This window comes from Pseudomonas flavescens (assembly GCF_013408425.1).
In the GTDB taxonomy this organism is placed as follows: domain Bacteria; phylum Pseudomonadota; class Gammaproteobacteria; order Pseudomonadales; family Pseudomonadaceae; genus Aquipseudomonas; species Aquipseudomonas fulva_A.
This window is the reverse complement of the sequence record NZ_JACBYV010000001.1, coordinates 567,938-593,005: the sequence shown is the minus strand read 5'-3', so window position 1 is coordinate 593,005 and position 25,068 is coordinate 567,938. Positions and strand designations below refer to the sequence as shown.

General features: G+C 64.4%; 21 protein-coding genes and 1 riboswitch. Of the genes, 5 read left to right on the top strand and 16 right to left on the bottom strand.

What is annotated here, in order from left to right; all coding sequences use genetic code 11:
- Positions 1–44: 44 nt before the first annotated feature.
- Both FHR27_RS02500 and FHR27_RS02495 read right to left on the bottom strand, forming a co-directional pair.
- A complete protein-coding gene (locus FHR27_RS02500) occupies positions 45–2,507 on the bottom strand; it encodes a PAS domain-containing hybrid sensor histidine kinase/response regulator (protein WP_179537693.1) in 2,463 nt (820 codons plus the stop codon).
- Positions 2,508–2,636: 129 nt separating this feature from the next.
- Entirely contained in the window at positions 2,637–3,527 is an 891-nt protein-coding gene (locus FHR27_RS02495) for a LysR family transcriptional regulator (RefSeq protein WP_179537692.1), read from the bottom strand.
- Between the two features lie 107 nt (positions 3,528–3,634).
- Here FHR27_RS02495 and FHR27_RS02490 point away from each other — a divergent pair, with 107 nt between their 5' ends.
- Together FHR27_RS02490 and FHR27_RS02485 are read left to right on the top strand one after the other, a co-directional pair.
- Positions 3,635–4,555, top strand: a complete 921-nt coding sequence (locus FHR27_RS02490) for an NAD(P)-dependent oxidoreductase (RefSeq protein ID WP_179537691.1) — start codon at positions 3,635–3,637, stop codon at positions 4,553–4,555.
- Positions 4,556–4,579: 24 nt separating this feature from the next.
- The gene (locus FHR27_RS02485) at positions 4,580–5,365 is read left to right on the top strand and encodes a 2-keto-4-pentenoate hydratase (RefSeq protein WP_179537690.1); all 786 of its coding nucleotides are present in this window, start codon (positions 4,580–4,582) and stop codon (positions 5,363–5,365) included.
- Positions 5,366–5,402: 37 nt separating this feature from the next.
- On the opposite strand, the gene FHR27_RS02480 is transcribed toward FHR27_RS02485, so the two are convergent.
- The 6 genes from FHR27_RS02480 to FHR27_RS02455 are packed head-to-tail and all read right to left on the bottom strand — an operon-like array spanning position 5,403 to position 10,830.
- Positions 5,403–7,346 (bottom strand): response regulator, encoded by a 1,944-nt coding sequence (locus FHR27_RS02480; protein WP_179537689.1) that lies wholly within the window; start codon positions 7,344–7,346, stop codon positions 5,403–5,405.
- The gene (locus FHR27_RS02475) at positions 7,336–8,211 is read right to left on the bottom strand and encodes a sensor histidine kinase (RefSeq protein ID WP_042552196.1); all 876 of its coding nucleotides are present in this window, start codon (positions 8,209–8,211) and stop codon (positions 7,336–7,338) included. The genes FHR27_RS02480 and FHR27_RS02475 overlap by 11 nt, the downstream gene beginning before the upstream one ends.
- Positions 8,204–9,214 (bottom strand): ATP-binding protein, encoded by a 1,011-nt coding sequence (locus tag FHR27_RS02470; RefSeq protein ID WP_179540012.1) that lies wholly within the window; start codon positions 9,212–9,214, stop codon positions 8,204–8,206. Before FHR27_RS02470 ends, FHR27_RS02475 begins: the two co-directional genes overlap by 8 nt.
- Positions 9,211–9,615 (bottom strand): anti-sigma regulatory factor, encoded by a 405-nt coding sequence (locus tag FHR27_RS02465; protein ID WP_042552195.1) that lies wholly within the window; start codon positions 9,613–9,615, stop codon positions 9,211–9,213. Before FHR27_RS02465 ends, FHR27_RS02470 begins: the two co-directional genes overlap by 4 nt.
- Entirely contained in the window at positions 9,612–9,974 is a 363-nt protein-coding gene (locus tag FHR27_RS02460; protein ID WP_042552194.1) for an STAS domain-containing protein, read from the bottom strand. The genes FHR27_RS02465 and FHR27_RS02460 overlap by 4 nt, the downstream gene beginning before the upstream one ends.
- A gap of 4 nt (positions 9,975–9,978) precedes the next feature.
- A complete protein-coding gene (locus FHR27_RS02455) occupies positions 9,979–10,830 on the bottom strand; it encodes an STAS domain-containing protein (protein ID WP_179537688.1) in 852 nt (283 codons plus the stop codon).
- Between the two features lie 344 nt (positions 10,831–11,174).
- Between FHR27_RS02455 and FHR27_RS27405 the strand changes: the two genes are divergently transcribed.
- Complete coding sequence (locus FHR27_RS27405; protein ID WP_042552192.1) at positions 11,175–12,821, top strand: methyl-accepting chemotaxis protein; 1,647 nt, start codon at positions 11,175–11,177, stop codon at positions 12,819–12,821.
- Positions 12,822–12,870: 49 nt separating this feature from the next.
- Here FHR27_RS27405 and FHR27_RS02445 read toward each other — a convergent pair whose 3' ends face one another.
- The 3 genes from FHR27_RS02445 to FHR27_RS02435 all read right to left on the bottom strand — a co-directional run bounded on the left by FHR27_RS02445 (position 12,871) and on the right by FHR27_RS02435 (position 14,809).
- Positions 12,871–13,542 carry a cytochrome c oxidase assembly protein gene (locus FHR27_RS02445; RefSeq protein WP_179537687.1) on the bottom strand — a complete coding sequence of 224 codons (672 nt, stop codon included), beginning with the start codon at positions 13,540–13,542 and terminating at the stop codon, positions 12,871–12,873.
- Positions 13,543–14,142: an SCO family protein gene (locus tag FHR27_RS02440; protein ID WP_179537686.1), complete on the bottom strand. Its 600-nt coding sequence runs from the start codon at positions 14,140–14,142 to the stop codon at positions 13,543–13,545.
- A gap of 118 nt (positions 14,143–14,260) precedes the next feature.
- Positions 14,261–14,809, bottom strand: coding sequence for a RipA family octameric membrane protein (locus FHR27_RS02435; RefSeq protein ID WP_156152644.1), 549 nt, complete (start codon positions 14,807–14,809; stop codon positions 14,261–14,263).
- Between the two features lie 312 nt (positions 14,810–15,121).
- Between FHR27_RS02435 and estP the strand changes: the two genes are divergently transcribed.
- Positions 15,122–16,966, top strand: coding sequence for an esterase EstP (gene estP / locus FHR27_RS02430; protein WP_179537685.1), 1,845 nt, complete (start codon positions 15,122–15,124; stop codon positions 16,964–16,966).
- Positions 16,967–17,098: 132 nt separating this feature from the next.
- On the opposite strand, the gene FHR27_RS02425 is transcribed toward estP, so the two are convergent.
- From FHR27_RS02425 to FHR27_RS02405, 5 genes are all read right to left on the bottom strand, one after another.
- Positions 17,099–18,265 carry a zinc-dependent alcohol dehydrogenase gene (locus FHR27_RS02425; protein WP_042552187.1) on the bottom strand — a complete coding sequence of 389 codons (1,167 nt, stop codon included), beginning with the start codon at positions 18,263–18,265 and terminating at the stop codon, positions 17,099–17,101.
- Between the two features lie 108 nt (positions 18,266–18,373).
- Positions 18,374–19,396: a FecCD family ABC transporter permease gene (locus FHR27_RS02420; RefSeq protein ID WP_179537684.1), complete on the bottom strand. Its 1,023-nt coding sequence runs from the start codon at positions 19,394–19,396 to the stop codon at positions 18,374–18,376.
- The gene (locus FHR27_RS02415) at positions 19,396–20,358 is read right to left on the bottom strand and encodes an ABC transporter substrate-binding protein (RefSeq protein WP_179537683.1); all 963 of its coding nucleotides are present in this window, start codon (positions 20,356–20,358) and stop codon (positions 19,396–19,398) included. The genes FHR27_RS02420 and FHR27_RS02415 overlap by 1 nt, the downstream gene beginning before the upstream one ends.
- On the bottom strand, positions 20,355–21,137 hold the full coding sequence (locus FHR27_RS02410) for an ABC transporter ATP-binding protein (protein WP_042552184.1): 783 nt from the start codon (positions 21,135–21,137) through the stop codon (positions 20,355–20,357). The genes FHR27_RS02415 and FHR27_RS02410 overlap by 4 nt, the downstream gene beginning before the upstream one ends.
- Positions 21,138–21,186: 49 nt before the next feature.
- Positions 21,187–23,325 (bottom strand): TonB-dependent receptor, encoded by a 2,139-nt coding sequence (locus tag FHR27_RS02405; protein WP_179537682.1) that lies wholly within the window; start codon positions 23,323–23,325, stop codon positions 21,187–21,189.
- A gap of 110 nt (positions 23,326–23,435) precedes the next feature.
- A riboswitch (cobalamin riboswitch) is annotated at positions 23,436–23,640 on the bottom strand.
- Between the two features lie 114 nt (positions 23,641–23,754).
- Between FHR27_RS02405 and FHR27_RS02400 the strand changes: the two genes are divergently transcribed.
- Entirely contained in the window at positions 23,755–24,798 is a 1,044-nt protein-coding gene (locus FHR27_RS02400; protein ID WP_179537681.1) for a LacI family DNA-binding transcriptional regulator, read from the top strand.
- Positions 24,799–25,068: the final 270 nt, after the last annotated feature.

Here is a 25,068-nt window from a genome sequence, read left to right as displayed (position 1 = left end):
TGGTTATCGACCAATATACCTATGGAAGGAACGTGCAGGTAGCCTCAGCCCAACCTGTCGCCCGCGATCATCTCGTGGATGCGGTTGGCCACCGCCTCCATGGTGAAGGGCTTGGTCAGCAGGCGCATGCCGGGGGCCAGGTGGCCGTTGCCGATCACCGAGTTCTCCGCATAGCCGGTGATGAACAGCACCTTGAGCTCCGGCCGCTCGACGCGCGCCAGGTCAGCCAGTTGCCGACCGTTCATGCCACCGGGCAGGCCGACATCCGTCACCAGCAGATCGATGCGCACATCGGATTGCAGAATCTTCAGGCCCGCAGCACCGTCGCCGGCTTCGAGCGTGGTGTAGCCCAGCTCCTCGAGCACCTCGATGACCAGCATGCGGATGGCCGGCTCGTCATCGACCACCATGACGGTTTCCCGCGAGTCGGTGCGCGGGCTGCTCGACTGGCTGGTAGGCTCGGTCTCTTCTTCGTCGCTGTCGTAGTAACGCGGCAGGTACAGGCACATGGTGGTGCCCTGGCCGACTTCGGAATAGATGCACACCTGCCCGCCGGACTGGCGTACGAAACCGTACACCATCGACAGCCCGAGGCCGGTGCCCTCGCCCATCGGCTTGGTGGTGAAGAATGGCTCGAAGGCGCGTTCGATCACGTCTTCGCTCATACCGGTACCGGTATCGGTGACGCACAGCGACAGGTACTGGCCCGGCGGCACGTTGCGCCCACGGGAGGCGTACTCGTCGATCCACTTGTTGCCGGTTTCGATGGTCAGGCGGCCGCCATTGGGCATGGCATCACGGGCGTTGAGGCACAGGTTGAGCAACGCGTTTTCCAACTGCGGCCCGTCGATGAAGCTCGACCACAGGCCCGCGGCCAGCGCCACTTCGGTGGTGATGTGCGGCCCCACGCTGCGCCGTATCAGTTCCTCCATGCCGACCACCAGACGATTGACGTTGGTCGGTTTGGGGTCGAGTGTCTGCCGGCGCGAGAAAGCCAGCAGCCGGTGGGTCAGCGCCGAGGCACGCCGTGAGGCACTCTGCGCGGCGCTGACGTAGCGCTCGACATCGCTCAGGCGGCCCTGGCTGAGGCGCATCTGCAGCAATTCCAGGGAACCACTGATACTGGTCAGCAGGTTGTTGAAGTCGTGGGCGATGCCGCCGGTCAACTGCCCGACCGCCTCCATCTTCTGCGACTGGCGCAGTGCATCTTCCACCACGCTCAGGCGCTCTTGCTCGCGCAGGCGCTCGGTGATGTCGTAGACGAACTGGTAGGCGCCGATCTGGCGGCCATCGCTGTCGTTCAAACGGCTGAAATGCATTTCGTAATGGCGGGTACCTTCTGCGGCCTCGACGGGCACCACCACATCGAACTCTTCACCGGCCAGCGCACGCTCCCAGGGCGCGAGCACGGCAGCCAGGTTCTCGGGCTGATCGGCGAGGTTGTCCTTCATGCTGTCGCCGATCTGCGGGCAAACGCCGAAGACCTGCTCGAACTCGCGCATGCCCGAGCCGTTGATGGCGATCCAGCGGTAATCGAAGCCCATGATGAAGATCAGTGCATCGGCGCCATCCACCACCCCGGCCAGCACCCGACGCGCCTCGTTGGCATCGCGCACACGCAGCTCCAGGGTTTCGTTGAGCTGGCGCAGCGAGGCCTCGGCCTGCTTGCGCTGGGTGATGTCCTGAAACAGCACCGCAACCTGTTTGCGACTGGCAGGCCCGACACGAAAGGCGCTGATTTCCAGGTGGCGGCCCGTGGCGATCAGCTCCTGCTCGAAGCGAATCGACTCGCCGGTGTGCAGCACATGGCCGTAGCGTGCGACCCAGCTGTCCGCCTCTTCGCCGACCATCTCGCGCAATTTCTGGCCGACCACGTTGCGGATACCCGCGTGTTCGGCATAGGCCGGGTTGGCCTCGATATGGATGTAATCGCTGAGCGGCCCATGGGGACCATCGAAGAACTCGATGACGCAGAAGCCTTCATCCATGGTGTTGAACAGAAATTCATAGCGCTCGCGCTCCTGAGCGAACGCGTTCTCGACACGACGCTGCTCGGCGATGTCGATTTCCTGGACGAAGATGCCATCGACCTGCCCATGGACATCGAACTGCGGCAGGTAGAGGAAGTCCAGTTGATAGCCGTCTTTACCGGGCATCTGGAAATTCCGTGCCCGCACCGGGCGACCGCGCCGGTAGGCCTCCTCCATCAGTTCGATGAAACGTCGCTCGATGCGCCCGGCGAGCACCTCACGTACCGGCCTGCCGGTCACATCGCCCAGGCCCAGCACCCGCTGATAAGCCGGATTGATGTGTTCGAAGCGCAGCTGCTCGCCTCGCAGCACGGCCATCGCCGCAGGCGCCTGCTCGAAGATCTTCTGAAACTGCATCTCGCGGTCCGCAGCCAGGCCTTCGCCTCGCGATGCAGCCAACCTGGCTTTCAGTTGAGCGTTTTCGTCTTCGAGTGCTTGCAGCCGCTGCCGAAGCGCTTCGGCGTCATCAGATATCACGATAGGAACCGAGCAGGCAGGGAAATGGGAGCAGAGCGAAGCGCCATTGAATCCTGTCTCGCTACTTTTTGCCACTCCTGCAAGCGGTTTCCCCGGCAGACGCAACGGCGCCACCTGTCGGCCATCCGCTCAGCCTGCCGCACGGCCGAAAAAGCCTGCATGCTGGGCGAACTCGACGAAGCGCCGGTTGGCCAGCGACAGGTATTCGTTGGCTCGCCAGCACAACCTGAAACTCATGCCCAGCGGCGGCTCGAAGGGCACACCGACGATACCGGGTTCGCCCTGCTGCACCGAGCGCAACAGGGTGGAAATGCCCAGCCCATCCAGGGTCGCCCGGGTCACCAAGGACACGAAGTTGCTTTGCAGGGCGATGCGGTAGGTGACCCCGCCCTCGGCGCAAAAGGCATCGAGCAGGTGGCGCTGCAGGAAGCTCTGGTCGAACACCACCATATCCGCGTCCTGCAGACGCCCTGCCGGCAGTCGTGCCTCACCGGCCAGGGGATGCTGCTGGTTCATGCACAGCACCATTTCGTCAGTGCCGAGCAGCACCGATTCCCAGGCGCTGCTCACCCGCCGAGATTCGAGCAGGGCGAGGTCGATCTGCCGCGCTTCGAGCAGCCGGCCGATCTCGTCGGCACTGCCTTCGAACACGCTCATGACGATGCCCGGATACGCCTGACGAAAGGCGCTGAGCAGCTCCGGCATGTAATGGATGCCGAACATCGGCGGCACCCCGAGGCGTATCTCGCCGCGCTGCAGATCGGCCATGTCGCCCAACTCCTGGCGCGCCATATCCAGTTCGAGCAGCGCCTTGGCGACACGCTCCAGAAACACCTGGCCTTCGGCAGTGACGGTGATCTGTCGGGCGGCGCGGTTGAAAAGCACCACGCCCAGCTCCTCTTCGAGGCGCGTCACGGCCATGCTCAGCGCTGGCTGGGCGATGTGCATCGCCTCGGCCGCTCGGGTGAAGCTGCCCAGCCGGGCGATTTCCACACAACACCTCAACGCTCTCAGATTCACGGCAAAACCCATAACAATTTGTGATGAAAAGCATCATAACAATATATTTCTCATGATGACCCCACGCACCTAGCATGGCCCCAACCCATCGGTCAGGAGCTCCCGCCATGCCTATCGCCTTTATCGGTCTCGGACAGATGGGTCGGCCGATGGCCATCAATCTGCTCCACGACCACCCCGGCCTGCTGGTCAGCTCAGTCAGTGGCCGCGCCTACCCCGAGTTGACCGGTCTGGGTGCCGAAGCCACCGAGGATCGGCGGCGCCTGGCAGGCTGCGACAAGGTGTTCTTGTCGCTACCCAATGCCGCGGTGATCAGAGAGCTGCTGTTCGCCGCAGACGGCCTCGCGCAGTGGATGCGCCCGGGAAGCATCGTCATCGACACCAGCACCGTCGACTATCAGCAGACCCTGGAGATCGAAAGCGAACTGGCGACGCGTGGCATCCACTTCATGGATGCACCGGTGTCCGGCATGCCGTCACGGGCCGCCGACGGCACCCTGACGATCATGTGTGGCGGCAATGCAGCAGTGTTCGCGGATGTGCAGCCGTACCTGCAGAGCATGGCCACGACCATACTGCACATGGGCGCAGCGGGTAGCGGCCAACTGACCAAACTGATCAACCAGCTGCTCTACGACATCAATTGCGCGGCGCTGGCGGAAGTTCTGCCGATGGCGGTCAAGCTCGGCCTGGATGCGGAGAAGGTCAGCGCCGTGGTCAACAACGGCACCGGGCGCAGCCATGCGTCCAGCTATTTTCTGCCGCACATACTCGCTGGCCGCTTCGACAGCGCCTACCCGCTCGATCACGCCTACAAGGACCTCACCAGTGCAGCACGCCTGAGCGCCGATCTGGGCATTCCCCTGCCGCTGCTCTCGGCCGCCACGGCGATCTACCAGACGGCCTTGCTGCAAGGCCATGGCAGCGACGACAAGGGCGCCATGATCAAGGTCTACGAGCGGCTGCTGGGCGTGGAGTTTCGCGCCGCGCCGCCAGCCAGCCTGCCAGCGCCTGTCCATCCCCACTGATCCGTTCATTCACCAGGAACCACCATGCAAGACGATGCCTTCGACCCTGCGGCTACCGCCGCGCTCCTCCTGAAAACCTGGCGCGCCGCAACGCTGCTCGACAGCCTGCCCGTCGCGCTGCGCCCGCATACCCTGCAACAGGGTTACGCCGCGCAGGACTGCCTGTTCAAGGCAGCCGGCGGTAGCCGAGCCGGCTGGAAGCTGGGCGTCGGCAGCCCTGCCGCGATGCGCGCTGCACAACTGTCGCGACCGTTGGTGGGCCAACTGGAAGCCGCCCGCTGCCGCCCCAGCGGCACACGACTACAACTTCCGGCAAGTGGGCCACTGACCATCGAATGCGAAATCGCGTTCGTGCTCGCCCGGGATATCGAGCCGCTGCCGGGCCGTGGCGTGCAGCCCGATGACATCCGCCACACCTGTCTGACCTTCGAAGTGGTGCGCTCACGCTTCATCGACCGCAAAAGCGTCGGCTGGCCAAGCTTCACGGCGGACAACGTCGGCTTCGAAGCGCTGATCATCGGCCCGCCCGCCTGCACAGGCCTCGACCTGCAGGTGCTGCGCGAACTCGCGCAAACGACCGTGGTGCACCTGAACGGCGAGCCCCGAGCGCGCACGCTGCACGGCGATGCCGCCACCGATCCGCTGAACTCACTGGCCGCCCTCTACGCCCACGCCGCCGAACAGGGCGAGACGCTGCGCGCCGGCGACATCGTGTCCACCGGCGCGCTGTGCGAACCCTTCGATATAAGCGGCAGCGGCCATGAACTGACGGTGCGTTATCTAGGCCGGGAGCTTTGTTTTTTCTGTTGACGAGGACAGACGAGACCAACGCCACCCCGGCCGAGCCTCAGCCTTCAGGCAGCGAGCGACGCACCTTGTCGAGCAGCTCGTTCATCTTGAACGGCTTGGTCAGCAGTTCCATGCCGCTGTCGAGGAACACCTGGCGGTTGATGGCGTTCTCGGCATAACCGGTCATGAACAGGATCGGCAGATCGGGACGCAGCTTGCGCCCCGCCTCGGCCAGCTCACGACCGTTCATGCGCGGCAGGCCGACATCGGTCAGCAGCAGGTCGATCACTGCGCCGCTCTGCAGATGGGCCAACGCAGTCTCCACGTCTTCGGCTTGAGTACAGCGATAACCCGCCTCCTCCAGCACTTCGCAGACGAAGGCCCGTACCGTGGCCACATCCTCGACAACCAGTACCCGCTCGCCAGCGCCGCGATGCTCGACCTGTTCGGCATCGCTCTCGATGACCACCGGCTCGCTGCTGGCCGGCAGCATGATGGTGACTTCGGTACCTCGCCGAGTGGCGCTGCGAATGCTCGCGTTGCCGCCAGACTGGCGGGCGAAACCATAGATGGTCGACAGCCCCAGCCCGGTGCCTTGGCCCACCGGTTTGGTGGTGAAGAAGGGATCGAACACCTTGTCGATCAGGGCATGGTCGATACCGCTGCCGTCGTCGCGCACCGACAGCGCCACGTAAACGCCATCGGCCAGGTTCGGGTCGCCACTGGAGTGAGCGGTGTAGGTATTGACCCAGATATTGCCGCCATTGGGCAGTGCATCCCGGGCATTGATCACCAGGTTGAGCACGGCGTTTTCCAGCTGACTGGGGTCGACCAGGGCGATGGCCGGCTTGCCGGTCAGTTCCAGGGTCAGGGTGATCTGCTCGCCGATGGTACGCACCAGCAGCTCTTCCAGCGAACGCACACGCTCGTTGACGTCGACGGCGCGATTGTCGAGCGGCTGCTTGCGGGCGAACGCCAGCAACCGATGGGTCAGCGCAGCAGCGCTCATCGCCGAATTCAGCGCAGCCTCGGTATACAGCTGCACGCGGTCGAGGCGCTGCTCGGCGACCCGTTTCTGAATCAGCTCCAGGCTGGTGATGATGCCGGTGAGCATGTTGTTGAAGTCATGGGCAATACCACCAGTGAGGTTGCCCAGGGCCTCCATCTTCTGCACTTGCAGCAACTGCGCTTCGGTGCGGGCGCGCTCGGCGACTTCGCGGGCCAGCCTGCTGGTGGCGTCGTCCAGTTGTGCCAGGTGCAGACGTTCGCGGCGACGGTGCTCGGTAACGTCTTCGACGAACACCAGGCTCAGTTCCGGGGTGCGGTAAGGCGACACCTGCCACTCGGTTTCCCGGGTTTCGCCCTGCACCTGCATGTTCAGCGAGCCCTTCCAGCGCTCGCCAGCCTTGAGACGCAGGCGCAGCTCGTCGAGCAGCGAAGCCTGGCCATCGGCAAAACACTGGCTGAGCAGTTGGGTATCCGGCTCGTCCTGAATCAGCTGAGCGAAGGCGTGGTTGCACTCATGCACCTTGAGGTCCGAATCGAGGACGGCAATCGGCGCTGAAACGTTGACGAAAATCTCCCGAAAACGTGCCTCGCTTTCCCGCAACGCATGTTCGGTATCGCGTACCCGCAGCAGAGTGCGCAGGGTCGCCAGCAGCACGTCGGGATCGACCGGATGCACCAGATAGGCGTCGGCCCCGGCCTCCAGACCGGTAATGATGTCGCCCGTCTGGATCGACGCCGCCGAGACGTGGATCACCGGCAGCAGCGCCGTACCCGCCTCGGCACGCAGGATGCGGACGATATCGAAGCCGCTCATGTCCGGCAGGTTGACGTCGAGGATCAGCGCATCCGGCGACTCGCCACGAATCAGCGCCAGCCCGTCGGTGCCCGTGCCGGCCTCCAGCACCTGATACCCGTGTTTCTCCAGGCGCCGGCGCAGGGCATAGCGGGTGGCGACGTTGTCATCGACGATCAGCAGGCGGGTATCAGGCTTCATCGACAGACTCCGCTGCGATCGCCAGGGGAATGCTCACGAAGAACACCGACCCGACGCCCGGCTCGCTTTCCACCCCAACCTCGCCTCCCAGCAACGCCGCAAAGCGCTTGCACAGGGAAAGCCCCAGGCCGGTGCCGCGCAGACGCTTCTGCAGCGGCGAGTCGACCTGGGAAAAGTCCTCGAACAGCGCGCCGTGCAGCTCGGGGGCAATGCCGATGCCGGTGTCGCTGACCGCGAAACGCACCCGATCGGTACCTTCCAGGCGGGCGGACACCCGCACTTCACCACGGGTGGTGAACTTCAGGGAGTTGGCGATGAAGTTACGCAGGATCTGCGCAAGCTTCTTGTCATCGGTGTACAGCCGCGGCAAGCCCACCGGCTCCTCGAAAATCAGGTCCACGGCGCTGGCGTCGACGATTGGCCGGAACATGCCGCGCAAGGCCGAGAACAGGTCCAGCATGTCGAACCAGGCCGGCGAGATGCTGATGCGCCCGGCCTCGATCTTGGCCAGGTCGAGCAGGTCATCGACCATGTCGCTGAGCTCGCGTGCCGCCGTGCTGACGAAGGCTACCTGGCGATGCTGCTCGGCGCTTAGCGGGCCATCGAGTTCATCGGTCAGCAGGCTGGTAATGCTCAGGATCGAGCCCAGCGGCGTACGGAACTCATGGCTCATGTAAGACAGGAAGCGGCTCTTCAGGTCCGATGCCTGGCGCAACTCGTCGGCCTGATTGTCGAGTTCGGCATACAGGGCGAGGACGCCCTGGTTGGTTTCATCGAGTTCTTCGCGCAGCGCCGCACTTTCACCTTGCAGACGGGCGATCAGTGCGGCCTGCTCGGCATGGGTCAGGTCAGTTGGCTCAACCATGAGCGGGCTCCAGGGCAATGACCACGACCGTGACATCGTCACGGCCACGGCAGAAATCTCGGTGCAGCACGGCGGCGATCACCGCCGGATGGCAGTGCACCAGGCCGGGGTAGTCCTTCAAATTCCAGCGCGACTGCAGGCCGTCACTGTGCAGAATCAGCAGCTGGCCATTGACCTCGTCGTAGTCAAAAGGCTGCGCCTTGCGGTATTGGCCACCGACGATGCCCGGATGCGATGCCAGGCCGCGGGACTTCTCGGCGTTGATCAACGCGGCGCTGATATTGCCGACCCCGACGAAGCGCAGGGTACCGCTGTCGAGCCGTGCCTGGGCGATGGCCACCGCGCCACCGCGGGTGCCGTTCATAGCGTGATGCAGCTCCTCGAGCAGCATGACCGGCTCACTGAACGGGCTCAGAGCGAAGGCGCGCTCGCCTGCCAGCGCGGCACGCTCGGCTTCTTCACCATGGCCAAGCCCGTCGATTACCAGCGCGCTGAGGGTGCGGCCCTGGGCTGCGAGGTGCCAGACATCACCGCAGGCCGGGTCGTCGTGCAGCGAATGCTGGCTGATCCCGAAGCGCCAGTCCGGCTGTTTGTCCGTGCGTGCGTAAACGCGTGCGAGCAACACCGCACCGCGGGCATCGGCGTACACGTCGAACACCTCGGCCTGCCGCGACACCGCGCCCAGCCCGATGCCCTGGGTACCGCCGGTGGAATAACCGTCGGCCAGGCAGGCATTCAGATCGAACCCCTGGGCGCGATCCACGGCAAGCACCTCGATGCCAGCGCCGCTCGGGCGTGGCACGACCCGCAGGTGCAGCTCACCGCGCCCGGCATGCTTGAGCAGGTTGCTTGCCAGTTCGGTGGTCACCAGGGCGACACGGCCCGCATCGGTGTCGTCGAAGCCCTGCTGCTCGGCCAGTTTCTGGGCGGTACGCCGGGCATGACCGACCTGGCTGCTGTCGTCGATGGGCAGCACCAGGGTCATGCTGCCGCTGATCGTCATGTCCATCGGGTGATCGTGATTCGCGTGCCTTCACCGGGTGCGGTGTCCAGCTCGAATTCGTCGACCAGACGCTTGGCGCCCGTCAGGCCGAGCCCCAGGCCATTGCCGGACGTCCAGCCATCGGTCATGGCGAGCTTGAGGTCGGGAATGCCGGGGCCTTCGTCGCGAAAGGTCAGGCGCAGCCCGATACGCGCGCTGTCTTCGAGCACCTGCCAGTCCATGTCACCGCCGCCGCCATAGACCATGGTGTTGCGCGCCAGCTCGCTGACCGCCGTGACCAGCTTGGTCAGGTCGATCAGCCGCATGCCGCACTCGGTGGCCAGCTTGCGTGTGGTCTGGCGCGCCAGGACCACGTCCTGCTCGATGTTGATCGGTTGGGTACCGCTGCTGCGTACGATCATTGCCGAGCTACTCGTTCCCGCAGCAGCTTCATCCCGCGATCGACGTTCAATGCGGTGCTGACGCCCGGCAGGGTCATGCCCAGTTCCACCAGGGTGATCGCCACGGCGGGCTGCATGCCGACCAGCATGGTCTCGGCGTCCATGATCTTCGACAGCCCGGAGATGGTGCCGATCATCCGGCCGATGAACGAATCGACCATGTCCAGCGCGGAGATGTCGATCAACACACCGCGGGCCGAGGTCTTGCTGATCAGCTCGGAAAGATCGTCCTGCAGGGTCAGCGCGAGCTGGTCATGCATGTCGACCTGAATGGTCACCAGCAGGAACTCGCCCATCCGCAAAATCGGAATGCGTTCCATGGCTTCAGACCGCTTTGCTGAGGGTGACGCCAAGACGGCTCAGAGCCAGCTTCAGGGCATCGGCCAGGTTGGCTTTGGTCACCACGCCTTGCAGGTCGAGGCCCAGGTGCACGATGGTCTGCGCGATCTGCGGGCGCACGCCACTGATGATGCAGTCGGCGCCCATCAGGCGAATGGCGGTCACGGTCTTGAGCAGGTGCTGGGCGACCAGGGTGTCGACGGTCGGCACGCCGGTGATGTCGATGATGGCGATTTCCGAACCGGTATCGACGATCCGCTGCAGCAGCGACTCCATCACCACCTGCGTGCGTTGCGAGTCCAGGGTGCCGATCATCGGCAGTGCCAGGACGCCATCCCACAGCTTGACCACCGGCGTGGACAGTTCCAGCAACTCTTCCTGCTGACGCTTGATCACCGATTCGCGGGATTTCTGGAACGTGCGGATGGTATGCAGGCCCAGATTGTCGAACAGCTCGGAGACTTCCCACTGCTGCTGCGCCAGTTCTTCGGGCTGGTCACGGTACTGGCGCTGCAGCAAGGCGAACAGCGGGCCCTTCAGGGCGAAGATGAAACTGGCGGCCTGGTGGGAGTCATGGCCCAGCAGCGCGCGGCTGGACGACAGGCGCTCGAGGAACTGGCGCACGTCTTCCCAGCTGGCGGCCGCGATGTTGGCAGCACCGCCGTTCTCCAGCCCGACGATGGTCAGTTGCAGAAACTCCGCGGTCTGCTGCTGCAGATCCTGCTCCTTGAGGTTGCGAGTCGAACCGCTCGCCTCCAGGCCCCTGATCCACTCATCGAGCAGTTGTGCCTGATTGTTCTTGATCGCCTCGATGGTGCCGAGCTGCAGTGCTGCCATGTGCCATTAACTCCTGAACGAATACGGATCGATACCGAACTGACCGCTGTTAGACAGTGACAGGAGGGGTTCGGGATAGTTGGAGATAGTTTTGCGCCACGCATAGTACGAGCAAATCATCCCCATAAAGAAGGGGTAAATAGGTCCAGAATGACATCATTGTCCGACGCACTGAGAATCGCTTCGCATTCCTTTTCGAGCAAGGCCGACAAGGCAGTGGCGACAGGCTCTGGCAGGGCCATTGCGGGCGTTCGGCGGCCCGCCGAACGGTATGCATGTCATGGCAGCATGAAATCATTCGTGCCCGTATACTGACGCCACTCCAATGACATGGAACATCACCCATGCGCCTCGACACACTGACACTCAAGACCCGCCTGATCATCGCAGTGGCCATCCCCTGCATCGCGCTGATTCTGGTCGCCGTGACCAGCCTCAACAGCATGTCCAACATGCAGAAGGAGGCCAGCGCGCTCTATCTCAATACCTCAGCCCCCATGCGCGCGATGGCCGAAGCCGCCTCGCGGATTCCGCGCATGCGCGTGGGTATCGACATGATGCTGCTGCAGGACACCGCCCTGCGTGACGAGCGAGGGGTCAAGACCCGTGTGCAGGAAGCCCTCAACGAGGACATCCCCGGCATGCGCACGGCCATGCGCAACGCCGTCGAGGCGCAAGTCAACCCGGAGCGCAAGGCCCAGGCGCAGCGCTTGCTCGACCAGTTCGAGGCCATGGTCAGCGGTGAGCTCACGCCCATGCTGCAGGCCCTGGACGGCGGCGACATGGCCAGGGCGCAGCAGATCTACCGTGATCAGTACGCGAAGAGCTACGGGGTGATGCGCCAGGGCGCCAACGAACTGCTCGACACCCTGCTGCAACAAGCCGAACAGCAGAACCAGCGCAGTACCGACAACTATGAGCAAGGCCGCGTGCAGCAGCTGACGATCATCGTGCTCGGCCTGCTGGTGTCGTTCATCGCCTCCTGGCTGATCGTCGCCAACCTGCGCCGCCGCGTATCCATTCTGCAGACCAGCCTGGGCAACGCCGCCGACAACCTGGCGCTGAACGCACGCATCGAACTGAGCGGCAGCGATGAGCTGAGCGACATCGCGCAGAGCTTCAACCGCTTTCTGGCCAGGGTGCACGGCATCATGCAGCAACTGGCCGGCAACTCGCGGGAGCTGTCGGGCATGGCCCGCGAAGTCGCCGAACGCGCCCAACTGACGCAAAGCAACTGCACCGCGCAGAGCGACCGTACGGTGCAGGTGGCCACCGCCATCCACGAACTGGGCTCGACGGTCAACGAAATCGCCGGTAACGCCGAGAATGCCGCCAAGGTGGCCCGCGAGGCGACCGAGCATGCCAATGGCGGTCGTGAAGTGGTGGACCAGGCCAACCGACAGATCGATGCGCTCAGCGGCGAACTGGAGCAGGCATCCAAGGTCATTGGCGCGCTGGCCGGGCAGATCGACGCGATCAGCTCTACCCTGGGCACCATTCGCAGCATCTCCGAGCAGACCAACCTGCTGGCCCTCAATGCCGCCATCGAGGCTGCCCGCGCTGGTGAGCAGGGCCGCGGCTTCGCGGTGGTGGCCGATGAGGTGCGTACCCTGGCCAGCCGCTCGGGCGCCTCGACCGAAGAGATCCAGAAGGTCATCGACCGCCTGCAGAGCGAATCCCGCTCGGCTGTAGAGGCCATGGCCAAGGGGCGTCAGCAGAGCGAGCGGGTGGTCGAATACGCCGCCAAGGCATCTGAAGCGCTGGCGCAGATCAACGGCCACATCAGCCAGATCAGCGATCAGAACATTCAGGTCGCCACCGCCACCGAGGAGCAGTCCTGCGTGGTCGAAGAGATCAATCGCAACGTCGAGCAGATCAACCAGTTCACTCAGGAAACCACGGTGATCGCCGACCAGCTCAACACTGCCAGCGGCAACCTGCAGAGCCTGTCCCGGCAACTGGATGATCTGGTGGGCAACTTCAAGCTGTAATCACGCCGCTACGCAGCACCGCCAGTGCATGCCTGGCGGTGCTCTGCGTTCAACCCGAGGGGCGCGCGTCATTCTCCCCGCCCGCAGTGCTCAGCAGGCGTGCCCCCAACGCCACGGCGCCGCCCAGATACACCACACCACTCCAGGCAGCCATCAGGATGCCGCCGAAGCGCTGATCGTCCAGTTGCGCGAAGCCGAACGCGCCCAGGCAGAGCTCGGCGGGATAGATCAGCTTGGGCGCCATGATCAGCATCACGCCGAGCATGGTCATGTGCGCGAAGGTCAGAAAGAAGCCGAACATCGCCGCGGCCACCCCGCGCCGCGACTGGCTGGCGAACCCCATCGACCACACCCCCACCCCCACGGCCAGGAAGCTCGCCTGCTGGGCGACGAACGCCCAGACATTGATGGCCGCCGCTTCATGCAGCAACGGCGCATGCCAGCCCCACACCACCAGCATCTCGGCGAAGAACACCAGAAAGGTCCAGACGCCGACAGGGCGAAGGCTGTCCACACGCAGCCCCGAGCGCGCCAGGCCAATGGCCAGCAGCGGTGCGGCGAGCGCCACCACCCCGAGGTGCAGCAGCATATGGGCGGAGAAGGCCGTGCGGCTCATGGCGGGCAGCGGCCCTAGCCAGCAGGCGGCGAGCACCACGAAACCGAGCAACAGCGGCCAGTTGCGCGCCCGCCTGTTCTCTTGCTCACGCAGGGTGGCGGTCATTTAACGCTGGCCGATGGCGCTGGAGATTTCCTGCACCATCGCCTCGGCTGTCATTCGCGGGGAGAACAGCTCGGCTAACGCTCCATCCGGCGCCATCAGGTAAATCGAGCCGGTGTGATCGAGCATGTAGGTATCGCCCATCGGTACCTTCTCGACGTACACACTGTAGGCATCGGCGACCCGGCGGATCTGTTCGGCACTGCCGGTCAGGCCGAGGATGCGTTCATCGAAGAACGCGGTATAGGCCGCCAGCACCTCCGGCGTGTCGCGCTCGGGATCCAGGCTGATGAACAGCGGCTGAACCTGGCTGGCCTGCTCGCCCAGACCATCGAGCACCCTGGCCATGTGTACCAGGGTGGTCGGGCAGATATCGGCACAGCGGGTGAAACCAAAGAACACCAGCAGCCACTGGCCACTGAACGTCCGTTCACTGACTGCCTGGCCATGCTGATCCTGCAACTGGAAAGGCCCGCCAACCCGAGCGCCCTCGCCGACCGCCGCCGCTACCGGGGTACGGGCTGGCCACAGCTGATAGGACAGCGGCAACGCGGCGAGCAGCAGCCCGATGGCGACGGCACTGGCGACCCAGGTACGATTCACGCTGCGCTGCCCTCCTCCAGTATCCACGTACGGCGAGCCCGAACGCGTTCCTCGAGCTAATGACCGCAAGCCAGCCAGGGCGTGCAGGCAAATGAATGTTACCGGGAGCTGCGAACCTCTAGAGCTTGGCGGTGGACGACAGTTGCAGCCACAGCGAGAACAGCCCCAGGACCATCCAGAAGATGGTGAACAGCCAGGGTGAACGCAGCGAGAACCTCAGGGATTTGTAGTAACGCTCGTCACTGGACTCGTGCTCGCTGAACAACGGCGACTCGTCGTAGGCATGACCGAACTTCGGCTCGCTGCGCAGGAGTTGTTCCTGCTTGAAGTGCCAGTGGCCGATGATCGCCGATGACGCCTTGATGCCAGGCCAGGCGTTCAGCGAGCTGATGATCCCGAGGAGTGCCAGCAGGGCCGGCACCACCAGAGTGAACAGGTCGCCCCAGGACGGATTCGCATTGGCCATGGACGAGGCATAGGCGATGACCAGAAACGACTGGGCAGCCAGGTAGGCGTTGGTTCGATCGGCCAGCAGGTTGGTTTCGTATTGAATTTCCCGACGGTAGAAGTCCAGACGCTCCTTGGGCGTGCCGAACATCAGGGAATCGGATACGTCGGTGGCTTCGGCTTCAGGAGTGGGACCTACGGAGGAGATGATTCTGGACACAGCGGTTACCACTACATCATTGCGCATTGAAAAAGCGGCTGATCCTGCTCGGATCGACCGTGGCTCATCAGAGGTGGGAGCCGGGCCCTCGGGTATCGGTTCGAGAATGAGGACGAGTGGTCAGCTGGCAGACTCACACGCCTACCGTCGTCAGGAAGCTGTCGCTATGGCGCATGGCGTCGATGGCACGACCAACGGGTCCGTAAGGCGGTCGACGGCACCTAAAGTGCGGCCTCTCGATCAGGCTGTGCTTTCCATCGAACACTGGCTACATTTGTCGAGCGGTTCACTCCAATAATAAAAGGACTTGCCATGAAACGCTTACTCACGCCACTGGCGGCGGCCTGCCTGCTGGCCAGCGCATCTTCCCTCTCCGCCGCGCCGTATAGCGCCCTCTATGTCTTTGGTGACAGCCTCAGCGATGCCGGGTGGTTTGCCGATGCCAATGGTCCCGCCGGTGCCACCACTCGCTTCACCAATCGCACCGGCCCGACTTACCAGAATGGCAGCGGCGAAGCATTCGGAGAGGTATCGCCCATGCTGCTGGGCAATGCACTCGGGTTGTCGGGCCCCGGTCTGGGCTCGGCGAACACCGTGGACGGCGGCAACAACTGGGCGGTCGGCGGTTTTCGAACCGATCAGATCCTCAATGCCATCACCGGGCCCGGCGGCTATCTGCAGTCCACCGGCGGCCGAGCCGACCCCAACGCCTTGTACTACCTGACGGGCGGCGGCAACGACTTCCTGCAGGGCCAGGTCGTCAGTGGGCCCAGCGCCCAGGCCGCAGCGGGGCGTCTGGTGGATAGCGCCGAGGCGCTGCAACAGGCGGGTGCGCGCTACATCATGGTGTGGGTGCTGCCGGACCTCGGCTTGACGCCGAACTTTTTCGGCAGCCCGCTGCAGGGGCAGGTCAGCGCATTGGGCGCAGCCTTCAACACCGAGCTGGTCAGTCAATTGGCGACGCTGGACGCCAATGTGATTCCGTTGAACATGCCGCTCTACCTCTCCGAAGTGGTCAATGACCCTGGCCGCTACGGCCTGGTCGCCGATCGCGCCACGGTAATTGGCACCTGCTTCGCGGGTTGCAGCAACCCCAACCCGATCTTCGGGCTCAATGGCAGCACACCGGACCCGACGAAACTGCTGTTCAACGACGGGGTTCACCCGACGATTGCCGGCCAGCGCCTGATCGCCGACTACGCCTACTCGTTGCTGGCCGCCCCCTGGGAAGTCACCCTGTTGCCGGAAATGGCCCTGGGTACCCTGCGTGGCCATCAGGATCAGCTACGCGCCCAATGGCTGGCGGATTGGGACGCCTGGCAGGCGGTCGGTCAGTGGCGCGCTTTCGTCAATGGCGGTGGCCAACGGCTGGAATATGACCGCGAGGGTGGCAATGCCGATGGCAATGGCTACAGCCTCAACTTCGGCGGCAGCTATCGCCTCGATGACGCCTGGCGCGTCGGCCTGGCGGCCGGGCTGCATGAACAGAATCTCGAGGCTGGCGCAGCGGATTCCGATTACAACCTGCGCAGCTACATCGGCACGGCGTTCGCTCAATACCAGCACGATCGCTGGTGGGGCGACATCTCGGCCAGCGCCGGACGCCTGGAATACGACGACCTGAAACGCAAGTTCGCTGCCGGCCCGGCCACCAACTCGGAGAAGGGCGACACCGATGGTACGCTCTGGGCCGTCAGCGGCCGCTTCGGTTACGACATCGCCCAGCCGGGCAGCCAGTGGCACCTGAGCCCCTTCATCAGCGCCGACTACGTGCATATCGATGTGGACGGGTACAGCGAGAAAAGCCAGGGCTCCACTGCGCTGAGCTTCGACGACCAGACGCGCAAGTCCAGGCGCCTGGGTGCTGGTCTGCAAGGGCTTTACGACCTGAGCCCGCAGACCCGGGTGTTCGGCGAGCTGGCAGTGGAGCGCGAATACGAGGATGACCCCGCCGAGCTGCGCATGTCGCTGAACAGCCTGCCGGGGATCGGCTTCGAACTGCCCGGCCATCGCCCGGATGACCGCAGCCTGCGCGGCCACTTCGGTGTCAGCCAGCGCCTCGGCGACGGTCTGTCACTGCGCGGCAGTTACAGCTACCGCCACGCCGATGACGAGCTGCAACATGGCTTGAATCTGTCGGTGTCGCTGGACATCTGACCTGGCAGTGGCTATTTCGCCACTCCTGATAGGAGCCCCGCGGCGACGGGTGACCATCACACGGCACATGCGATGGTCACCCGTGTATCGCGTCGAAGGCGACGCGCCTTGCACCCTCCCCTCGATACCCGCCTACGGGCGAAGAATGACCTTGCGGCAGTCCTCGTCCTTCTTGTCGAACAGCCGATAGCCCTCGGCCGCGTCGGACAGGTTCAGGCGATGGCTGATGATGATCTCCGGGTTCAGCGCGCCACTCTGAATACGCTCCAGCAGATCCGGCAGCAGGCTGTGAACATGGGTCTGGCCCATCTTGAAGGTCAGCCCCTTGTCGAACGCGTCGCCGAACAGGAAGCCATGGATGAAGCCGGCATATACGCCCGGCACGCTAACCGTGCCGCCGCGCCGTACGGCGGCGATGCATTGGCGCAACGCCTTGCCGCTGCTGCCTTCCAGCTTGAGCTGGGTCAGCAGGGTTTCGGTGGTGCTGCCCTTGGCTTCGAAACCGACCGCATCGATCGCCGCGTCGACACCGCGGTACCCCTCGGTCTGCTCGATGATGGCCTCGGCCGGATCGTCGATCTTGTCGAAATTGATCGGGATCACCCCATAGGTCGACTGCGCGTAGGCCAGACGATAAGCGTGATGATCGACCATGAAGATCTGCTTGGCGCCGAGCATCCGCGCACACGCAGCAGCCATCAGACCAACCGGCCCGGCCCCATAGATGGCCACGCTGCTGCCTTCGCCGATACCGGCATTGATCACCGCCTGGTAGCCAGTGGGCAGGATGTCGGAGAGGAACAGCACGCGCTCGTCATCGAGCTCGTCGGGGATCTTGAACGGCCCGGCATTGGCTTTCGGCACCCGCACCAGCTCGGCCTGCCCTCCGGGGATGCCGCCATACAGGTGGCTGAAACCGAACAGCGCAGCACCCGAGGGAATCTGCTTCTTGTTGATGATCGCGCCACGCCCGGTATTGGTGGTTTCGCAGGCGGCCTGCAGGTTCATGTCGCAGAAGAAGCAACTGCCGCAGGCGATTACGAAGGGCACCACCACCCGGTCGCCCTTGCTCACCGCCGTCACCGCACTGCCGACCTCCTCGACGATGCCCATGAACTCGTGGCCGAATACGTCGCCATGCTTCACCTGAGGAATCTTGCCGCGATACAGGTGCAGATCCGATCCGCAGATGGCCGTGGCGGTGACACGCAGGATGATGTCATCCGGCTCTTGAATGACGGGGTCCGCCACGTTGTCGACGCGGACGTCGTTGCTGCCGTGATAGGTCAATGCGCGCATGGTGAACTCCGGGGCGTGAGGTAAGTATCCAGATAGATACCGAGAAGCCCCCTCGCCCTTAAGTTCATGCATGAGGATAAGCGGGGTTGGCTGGCCCACTTAGCGCGCTCAATGCCGGCGCTTGAGCAGCACGATGAAGAACAACCCGCCCAGTGCGGCGGTGGCGATACCGATGGGCAGGTCTTCCGGGGCGATCAGCGTGCGCGCGGCAACGTCCACCCAGACCAGGAACAACGCCCCAAGCAAGCCACTGACCGGGATCAGCCGGCGATGCTCGGCGCCGACCAGCGCACGGGCCATGTGCGGCACCATGAGGCCGACGAAACCGATGGCACCGGACAGCGACACCAGCACGCCGGTCAGCAGCGAGGTGCAGACGAACACCTGCAGGCGCAGCCGCTTGCCGCTGAAGCCCAGGCTCACGGCGGTCTGCTCGCCGCTCATCAATGCATTCAACCCGCGCGACAGCACCAGCAACGCCGCGCAACCGAGGGCCACGCAGATCGCCGGTAGCCAGATCACCTCCCAGCGCGCGGCGCCCAGACCGCCGAGCATCCAGAACACCACCGACGCCGCCGCATGGTGGTCGCCGGTGTACAGCAACAGATTGACCAGCGCCATCAGCACGAAGGACACCGCCACGCCGGCCAGCAGCAGCCGATCGCTTTCCAGGCGACCGCTGCGCCTCGCCACCGCCAAGACCAGCAACATGCTGCCCGCCGCACCGATGAACGCGGCCAGCGGCAGGCTGAACACACCGAGGAACTCCCCCAGGTAAAGCACCACCAGCACCGCGCCAAGCGCTGCGCCGGAACTGACACCGAGCAGATGCGGGTCGGCCAGCGGGTTGCGGGTCACCGCCTGCAGCGCAGTGCCGACCAGCGCCAGCCCGGCGCCGACCAGCGCGCCGAGCAATACCCGCGGCGCACGGATCAGCCAGACGATGGGCTCCTGGCTACGGCTCCATTCGGCGCCCAGCTCCAGGCCCAGCTGCTTGCCGAGGATCCCCCAGACGGTGGCCAGCGGCACCGCTGCCGGGCCGAAGCCCAATGCCATCACACAGGAAAACGCCAGGGCAACGCACAGGCCGATGACCAGCGTTCGATAGGCCGCTGCACTGCGGATCGGCATCAGCGGCTCTCCGACTGCGGATGCAGAGCGGCGGCGAGTTTCTCGATGGCCGTGGCATTCTCCACCGATGGCGTGACCTCCAGGTAGGAGAGCACCACGAAACGCCGCTCGCGGATCGCCGTCACCGCCTGCAATGCCGGGTTGCCGAGCAGGAAGTCACGCTTCTGCTGCCAGGAACGCGGGCCGTAGTCGACGATCACGATCACTTCGGGGTCGCGCTCCACCACGCTCTCCCAGTTCACCTGGGTCCAGCTGGCCGTGACATCGTCCATTACGTTGTGCCCGCCTGCCGTTTCGATCAGTGCCTGGGGCATGCCCATGCGCCCGGACGTGGTCGGACGGTCTTCGCCGCTGTCGTAGAGAAACACTCGTGGAGCCGTGCCGTCCTGCCTGATGCTGGAGCGTACCGCTTCGATGCGCTCGCGCAGTTGCCCGACCAGTGCCTCGGCCCGTGGCTGCACCGAAAAGATCCGCCCAAGGTTGAGCAGGTCGCGGTACAGGTCATCGAGGCTGGCGCCCTGCTGTTTCATCACCCAGGAACAGGATTCGCTGAGTTCATAGACCGCGATGCCGAATGGCTGCAGGGTCGTTGGGGTGACCGCACCACCGACTCGCATGCCGTAGTTCCAGCCGGCGAAGAACAGATCCGCGTCGGCCTCCAGCAAGGTTTCCACGGAGGGATAGCGGCTGGCCAGTTCGGGCACATCGCCAAGCGAATCCCTGAAGGCCGGGTCGAGGGTTTTCCAGCCGCTGATGCCCGTGTAGCCGACCATCCGTTCGCGCAGGCCGAGGGTGATCAGCATGCTGGTCATGTTGATGTCGTGGCTGACCACGCGCTGCGGCGCCTGCTCGAAGGTCACGTCACGGTCACAGCTGCGTACCGTGAGTGGATAGTCGCTGGCTACAGCCGGCAGTGCGAGCAGCGCCAGCGACAGGCCGCAAAGGTGTCTGAAGATGTTCATTGGGTAATCCAGGTGATCCGTGGGTAGGCATGCAGCGGATGGCTGTCGACCAGCGCCTGCACGGCGAATACGCGCTGCAACAGCTCGGCGCTCAGCACCTCGCTGGGTGTGCCACTGGCGACCAGGCGGCCAGCGGCCACGACATAGAGGCGGTCGCAGAAAGCCGCCGCCAGGTTCAGGTCATGAAAGCTGGCCAGGGTGCTCAGGCCAAGGCTGCGCAGGTGCTGCAGCAGCTCCAGCTGATAACGCGGGTCGAGGTGGTTGGTGGGCTCGTCGAGAATCAGCAGGCCGGGCTGCTGGACCAGCGCCCGGGCCAGCAGCACCCGTTGCTTCTCGCCGCCGGAGAGGGTGGCGAATGCTTCACTCGCCTGCGCACTCAGGCCGACCTGCTGCAGTGCCTGGGCTACCAGTGCGGTGTCCTCGGCGCTGTCGCCGGCGAACAGCCCCTGGTGCGGCGTGCGCCCCATGGCGACCACATCGGTGACGCTGAGGCCGAACTCCTGGGGAAACTCCTGCAGCACCACGGCAATGCGTTGCGCACTCCAGCGCGGGCTCTGCCGCCAGAGGTTCTCACCGTCGAGATGCAGGCTGCCGCTCGCCGGCTCGCTGGAGCGGTAGGCGCAGCGCAACAGGCTGGTCTTGCCACTGCCATTGGGGCCGATGAGGCCGACGAACTCGCCCTCGCCGATATGCAGATCGATGTCCTGCAACAGCCAGCGTGGCGCAGCGCGCCGACTCTCGACGGCCCATGACAGCTTTTCGATACGTAGCGTCGACATGCCAGACTCCTTCTTGTGGGCGCACCGGGATGGCCCGGTGCGCCAGCGTTTAGAAGCTGTAGTCAGCGGTAACGAAGAACGAACGCGGTTGGCCCAGGTACCATTGTTCGCCATCACTGCTGCTGGTGGTGGCGTACTGGCGGTCGAACAGGTTGTTCAACTCCAGCCCCAGGCGTACCTCCGGCAATACCTGCCAGGCGACGTTGGCATCTACCACGGTATACCCAGGAATCTCCACGGTATTGGCCGTATCGGCATAGCGCGTATCGACATAGCGGGCGCCGATACCGGCCTCCACCTGTTCGTTCAACGCCTTGCTCAACCAGAGGTTGGCGGTACGGCGCGGCACATCGGTCGGGCGATTGCCACTGCGGTCACCACCGGCTTCGGTGAGGTCGTCGTACTCGGCACGCACCAGTGCGGCGTTGGCAGAGACCTGCCAGCCCTGCCCCAGCGCCAGCTCCAGCGTGGCTTCCAGACCATCGGAAGATTGCTGGCCGATCTGCTCGGTCGGTGCCGCTGGCGTGGCACGGCTGAGCAGCTTCTCCTTGACGATGTGATAGGCGGCCAGTGTCCACTCGCCACGTCCCTCCCAGAATGCGTGCTTGAGGCCGAACTCGGTCTGGCGCGCCTCGCTCAGGTCGAACTGCTGCTGGGTCGGGCTCAGCGTGAGCAGGTTGCTCACGCCCTCGGTGCTGGTGGCGTACTGCCCATAGAGCGACAGTTCCGGGGTCAGTTCGAAGACCAGCCCGGCGCGCCAGTTATCGCCGCTCAAGCTGCGATCGACACGCGAGTCATCGTCTAACGCGGTGCGATCGATATGCACCTGATCACGGCGCACGCCGGTGACCAGAGACAGGCGCTCGGTGAGCTGGGTACGGTTCTCGGCGAACAACGAGAACTGCCTGGCCTGGTTGAGCTCCCGCGGCCGGTAGCGATCATTGCTCAGATACGAGCCGCCGCCGGACTGTGCCAGCGTTACGACATCGCCAAGGCTGTTGTCGAAATCGTGATGGCGGGCGAAACGGATGCGGTTGTAATCGACACCCACGACGCTGCGGCTGTCGAGCCCGAACAGCGGATGGTCGAGGGTGAAGCTCTGGCGATCACCCACCTGTTCCTGAGTGTGCTTGATGCGCCAGAAATCGCCACGCTCGACCAGATCACCCGGCTGCCAGCGATAGGCCTCGGCATTGCGCCAGTAGCGCTGGGTCTTGATGTAGTAGAGCTGGTTGCTGGCACTGAGGGTGTCGCTGATCTGCCAGTCGGTGACCAGACGGGTGATCTGGTCGTGGTACTGAATATCGGCGTCAGCGACGTTGTAGTTGCGCTCACGCAGGCTCTCGCGAAAACGGCCATCGACCAGCGGCGTGCCCAGGTAGCGCATCGGCTGCTGATCGGCATGATCGTGGGACAGGGTGAAGCTCAGGTCGTCACTGGCGTCCCAGCGCAACGCCGCGCTGAGTGCCAGGCTCTCGGAATCGCCACGGTCGACCCAGCCGTTGCTGGCCTGCTGGTTGAGGGTGAAGCGGTAACTCAAGGCGTCGTTCAGCGAGCCACCGCTGTCCAGCGCAGCCTGGCGACGATCATCGCTGCCATACCCCAAGCGCAGTTGATTGCGGACCTCACCCGTGAAGGGCTTCTTCGGGATGACGTTGATCACCGCACCGGTCGCGCCCTCGCCATAGAGCACCGAAGCCGGGCCACGCAGCACGTCGAGACGCTCCACCGACCAGGTATCGACCGGAAAAGTCACGGTGCCAGCGCCGATGTACTGGCGGGTACCGTCGTACAGCTGCATGGTCGAGGCATGCCCGGAAAAACCGCGAGCCGACAGCGCGGTGCCACCGTTGCCGGGCGTACCGATCGTGGTGATGCCCGGTGTGCGGGTCACGGCGTCCTGTACGGTGAGGTTATTGCGGCCACGCACTTGCGCACCGCTGAGGCTGCTGGTGCTTGCCGGCGTTTTCAGTGGGGTGAGCCCCAGGCGCGAACCGGAGGTGGTTGGCGTGTGCAGATCAGGCGGCTGCGACGACTCGTCGGCTGTGCCGGTGATCGCCGTCGACGGCAAGGCCAAGGGCTCGTCCGACTCGGCGGCCTGCACGGGCATGGCGAACAGCACGCAGGGCACCAGGCCCACGCGCAGGGATTTGCCCGACAGGGCATAGAACAGAGAAGATCGGGACATGTCGTTCCACTCGAAACAGGAATGAATGAATCCCGGAGGGAACAACGCATAGGGAATCGCAGGCGTACGAAGCCCACGGAAACCGGCCTGCGCCCGCCCACCGCGGGTTTGCCAAACTGAAGTTTCGGGCCGGTCTCCGGGCTCGCGAGGGTCATGAAGCATTCACCTTCCCATGCCGTGGCACAGTGGTCATTCGAATGCTTCGCTCGCATACCGTTGCGGGGGCAGCGCCGGACTGATCATGTTCATGACGAACCGGCTTCCCGTTTCACCCCATGCACGGCGGCATGGGACACCTGAAACTGGCGCGCATCTGACCATCCAAGCGTCGAGCCGTCAATCATCGCCATGCAGTTGCCGCGATCCGTGCACCAAGGCATCGCCTGCTGGGATAACATCGCCCGACTCGGGTTGGCCAGGAAACACAGGATGCAGCGAGACGATGATCGAGCGACCGGCAGGCGCTCCTCTAGTGCCCCAAGCAAGCCGCCGACGCTGGCGGACGTGGCCAAGGTCGCCGGGGTTTCGCCGATCACCGTGTCGCGTACGCTCAACCAGCCGGAGATCGTCCGCCCCGAACTGCGCGAAAAGGTCTTTCGAGCCGTGCACAAGACCGGCTACGTGCCGGCCATGCTCACTGGCGTGGCCGAACAGCGCAGCCGGCTGATTTCCCTGCTGGTGCCCACGGTTGCCAACTCGATCTTCTCGGACACGGTGCAGGCACTGATCGACACCCTCACCGAAGCCGGCCACGAGACGCTGATCGGCCTGACCAACTACAGCGCCGAACGCGAAGAGCAGTTGCTCGACGCCATCCTGCGGCGCCGTCCCGATGGCATCGTGCTGACCGGCACCCTGCACACCAAGGCCAGCCGCACACGCCTGTCGCGTTCGGGCATTCCCATCGTCGAGTCCTGGGATCTCGCGCCGCGGCCGCTGGACATGCTGGTGGGTTTCTCCCACGAGGCGGTCGGAGTGGCCACCGCGCGCTACCTGACGGGCAAGGGCTATCGACGTTTCGCCGTGGTGACCCTGGATGACCCCCGCGGCCACCGCCGCTGCGAAAGCCTGATCGGCGAACTGGCGAGCCAGGGCATTGCCGAGGTGCCTCGCGTGGTGTTGCCGCCACCGGCCACGGTGAACCTCGGGCGCGAAGGCCTGCAGCGCCTGCTGGCCGGTGGCGAGCGCCCCGATGTGGTGGTGTGCAGTTCCGATACCCTGGCCCACGGCATACTCGAGGAAGCCACCGAGCTGGGCATTCGCGTGCCGCAGGATCTGGCCGTGATGGGCTTTGGTGATCTGAGCAGCGCCGCGCACCTGCACCCCGCCCTCTCCACCGTGTGCATCAACGGCGCGGACATCGGCGTGCAGGCCGCCCGCGCGCTGGTGCAACGCCTCGATCACCCCCATGAAGAGCCGGTGAAAGTACGCATCGATACCGGCTTTAGCATTGTTGAACGGCAAAGTGCGTGAGAGTCGACTCACATATCCAGCACCTAATTCACTCGGCTTTGGCTGTTTAGTGGCGAAAGCGGACCTTCGATTTGGTGGGCTAAAGCCCACCCTACAGCCGCGCATCTAACCGTAGGGTGGGCTTCAGCCCACCAATTGGCGCCCGACTACGAACGGCCGCTATCGCCTTGAAGCAGCCCTGAAGCTCTGCCCATTCCCTTGAATGATTACCTAATCAGCTTAACGTCCGGATTCACGTCAGTGATTTGAACCACCTGGCGGCACCAACAA